The organism is Bathymodiolus azoricus thioautotrophic gill symbiont, assembly GCF_001298715.1.
Classification (GTDB): domain Bacteria; phylum Pseudomonadota; class Gammaproteobacteria; order PS1; family Pseudothioglobaceae; genus Thiodubiliella.
Genome location: NZ_CDSC02000152.1, coordinates 1 through 3,847, shown reverse-complemented (window position 1 = coordinate 3,847; position 3,847 = coordinate 1). Strand labels below are relative to the sequence as shown.

The 3,847-nt window shown below is 39.2% G+C and carries 2 protein-coding genes; one reads left to right on the top strand and one right to left on the bottom strand.

Annotation, left to right across the window (positions count from 1 at the left end; all coding sequences use genetic code 11):
- The first annotated feature begins 312 nt into the window (after positions 1 to 312).
- Entirely contained in the window at positions 313 to 924 is a 612-nt protein-coding gene (locus BAZSYMA_RS03155; protein WP_090715564.1) for a hypothetical protein, read from the top strand.
- Between the two features lie 175 nt (positions 925 to 1,099).
- Here BAZSYMA_RS03155 and gyrA read toward each other — a convergent pair whose 3' ends face one another.
- Complete coding sequence (gene gyrA, locus BAZSYMA_RS03150; protein WP_090715561.1) at positions 1,100 to 3,676, bottom strand: DNA gyrase subunit A; 2,577 nt, start codon at positions 3,674 to 3,676, stop codon at positions 1,100 to 1,102.
- Positions 3,677 to 3,847 lie beyond the last annotated feature (171 nt).

Here is a 3,847-nt window from a genome sequence, read left to right as displayed (position 1 = left end):
AAAAAAGATTTTGGAAGTGAACGAGGTCTTGGCATGATTTTATTGTCTTGTTAAAAACTTATTATTTTACCATATTTATATCTTTTATTTTTGAAAATGGTATTATGCACATCGTCTAGTTCTGATAGAGATTTATGTTCAATAACAAGAGAATCTGCAAATGAATTTTGTTGGGTGTTTTTCCAAGACATTTTGGGTGTTTTATGGTTGTTTTAGATGGGTGTTGTTTTATCAGGTTGGTGGTTTTTTGGTTGGGTTATGTAAAGGTCTCACAATAAAACTTTTATATATGCATTACATAGGAGCGCCATCATGATTGAAAAATTTCCACCTATTCCTCAGGATTTACAGGTTAAAGTATCATGTATATCTAATCAACACCAACAATTGAAACAGCTTCAATTTGTAGATATGACTGGAACAGATCAGATTAAAAATAACGACTGGGAAAATCCCAAGTATCTTGGCTTTGCAAGTGCCAAAAAATCTCAGCCAAATTTAGAGACAATCTGCCTTTACACAATGGGCATTGCCACATGCGTTGGCATTGGAGTGCTCTTCCAAGGTCAAACACACAATGGCGTTGGTCTCGTGCATTTATCCTCTGATGTGGTACTCAATGAAAATGGCTGTGGTTGCCTGAATGCACTGAAAAATATCCTCGCTACACTCTTGGAAAAAGGCAATACAGTTGGATCATCCATAAAGGTCGTGCAAATATATGATATTGGTGATGCAGATAAAACCAAGTTAATGATTGAACAGATTAATAAAATACTTGATGAATTGAAATATACGAAAACGAAAATTGTGGCCATGCAGACAGATCAACTTGCACCTTCTGCACAAATGGCAGGCAATGCAAACCTTCAACTTGGGCCTTATAACTGCATGACAACCCAAAAGGAAGAAGTATGTAAATAAATCACTTGAGGTACTTTTGCTTGCACAACAACATACAAATAAATACCATACGCACCTTCGCCATCAGCATGTATATGGAAAATTACCCTTTAGAAACGATTTACCCAGTTTAATTTACACTCCCCATTCTTGCATTTTCAAGATTTTTTACGCTTACGCCTACATAGTTTCTTTATTATTCTACTTCTTCCTCGGGCGTTTCACCCTCGTCTTCAGTTTCAGCAATTTTAGCAATGGAAACTAATTTCTCGCCTTTGGCGATTTTGATAAGTGTGACACCTTGAGTGTTTCTGCCAATAATAGACACATCATTAGCTCTTGCACGAACCAATGTGCCTTTGTTAGAAATTAGCATCATTTCATCTTCATCGGTAACTTGAATAGCACCGACTACTTTGCCATTTCTATCGCTGGTCTTAATAGAAATAACACCTGATCCACCACGCGCTTGGGCTCGATATTCATCAAGATTAGTACGCTTACCGTAGCCTTTTTCAGTGGCAGTTAGAATTGGACTTGAATCATCAGCAATAATAGCTGAGACGATTTCATCATCTTTTAATTTCATACCACGCACACCGATAGCTGTTCTACCAACGGCGCGTACATCTGATTCCCTAAATCTAATTGACTTACCATTTGCTGAGAACAGCATAATATCATTCTCTCCAGAAGTAATATCAACCCCTACCAATTTGTCGCCATCTCTGAGCTCAATGGCAATGATACCGCCTTTTCTTGGGCGAGAAAAATTCGTCAGTGATGTTTTCTTACAGGTACCGCTACTGGTTACCATAAAGACAAATTGATCATCAGTGAACCGCTCAACTGGCAAGATTGCATTAATAACTTCATCTTTTTCTAGTGGCAATAAATTAATAATTGGCTTACCACGCGCCGTGCGTGATGCCATTGGCAATTCATAAACTTTGAGCCAATGCACCTTGCCCATTGATGAGAAGCACAAAACGGTATCGTGAGAATTCGCCACAAACAGTTGGTCAACAAAATCTTCATCTTTCATCTTTGTTGCCGCCTTACCCTTGCCACCACGACGCTGCGCTTGATAATCACTCAGTGATTGCGCCTTAACATAACCACCATGCGATAAGGTAACAACGCGCTCCTCTTGTGCGATTAGATCTTCTAGAGTTAGGTCAATTTTATTTTCAATAATCTCAGTGAGTCGCCCATTAGCAAAGTTATCGCGAATTTCAATTAATTCATCACGAATCACTTGCATTAACTTTTCAGGATTTTGCAAAATATCAAGCAAATATTTAATGCCTTCTAACAGTTCATTAAATTCATCAAAAATCTTGTCTTTTTCTAACCCTGTTAAACGATGAAGCTTTAAATCAAGAATGGCTTGTGCTTGCTTTGGTGAGAACTGGTATTCGCCATTTGCTTGCAAACCCATCTCTTCTGGCAAATTTTCTGGCTTAAACAAAGACATATCGCGCTCGCCAATCAAATCTTTCACCACAGTGCCAATCCAAGTCTTAGATGCCAATTGAATCTTCGCCTCAGCTGGGTTGGGTGCTGCCTTAATCATTTCAATAATTTCATCAATGTTAGTTAGTGCAACAGATAAGCCTTCTAAGATGTGTGCACGGCTTCTTGCTTTGTTGAGTTCAAAGATAGAACGGCGGGTAACCACATCACGCCTATGTGCAATAAAGGCATCAATAATACCTCTGAGCGTCATTAGCTTCGGCATACCTCTGTCAATTGCCACCATATTGATGCCAAATACCGTTTGCATTTCAGTCAGCTTGTATAAGTTGTTGAGCATTACTTCTGGCACTTCACCACGACGCAGCTCAATCACCATACGCATACCGTCTTTATCAGACTCATCCCTTAAACCTGTAATGCCGTCAACTTTTTTGTCTTTAACCAGCTCAGCAATCTTAGTAATTAACTTGGCTTTATTTACCTGATACGGCAATTCTGTTACGACAATACTTTGTTTGTCTTCGCCTTCAACATGAGAGACCGAACGCAAATAAATCTTACCCTTGCCTGTTTCGTAAGCTTGACGAATACCAGATGCACCGTTAATAATACCCGCTGTTGGAAAATCAGGACCAGGTATCAATGCTAACAGGTCATCAAGCGTTATTGTGTCTTTATCAATGACCGCCAAACAAGCATCAACAACCTCACCTAAATTGTGCGGTGGAATATTCGTTGCCATACCTACCGCAATACCTGATGAACCGTTTACCAATAAGTTAGGAACACGCGTTGGTAGAACGCTTGGCTCTGATTCTGAACCATCATAGTTGTCAATAAAATCAACGGTTTGCTTATCTAAATCGCGTAATAATTCATGTGAAAGTTTTGTCATACGGATTTCCGTATAACGCATGGCCGCTGCACGATCACCATCAACAGAACCAAAGTTACCTTGACCATCAATTAAGATACTACGCATTGAAAATGGCTGTGCCATACGAACGATAGTGTCATATACCGCAGTATCACCATGCGGGTGATATTTACCAATCACATCACCAACAATACGCGCTGATTTTTTATAAGCTTTGTTGTAGTCATTACCTAACACATCCATGGCATAAAGCACCCGACGATGCACAGGTTTTAGTCCGTCTCGGACATCAGGCAGAGCACGACCAACGATGACACTCATTGCGTATTCCAAATAGGAATCTCGCATTTCATCTTCAATAGTAACTACGGGGAAATTAGGCGTGAACGCTTCAGGATTATCAATGTTTTCAGACATGCAAAAAAGGCTTAATTAAATTGCATTTATTATACTCTAAATAGGGGGATTTCGCAAATAAAAACTGGGACTAACTTACATTAATACCAACATCTTATAAGACAGCCTATTACCACTAAATCCAAACACAATTGAATCAATTCTATCCAGTGTCGATCGTTTGACATTACC

Coding starts and splice junctions, on each gene's coding strand:
- BAZSYMA_RS03155 (WP_090715564.1), top strand. CDS start 313: ATGATTGAAAAATTTCCACCTATTCCTCAGGATTTACAGGTTAAAGTA.
- gyrA (WP_090715561.1), bottom strand. CDS start 3,676: ATGTCTGAAAACATTGATAATCCTGAAGCGTTCACGCCTAATTTCCCC.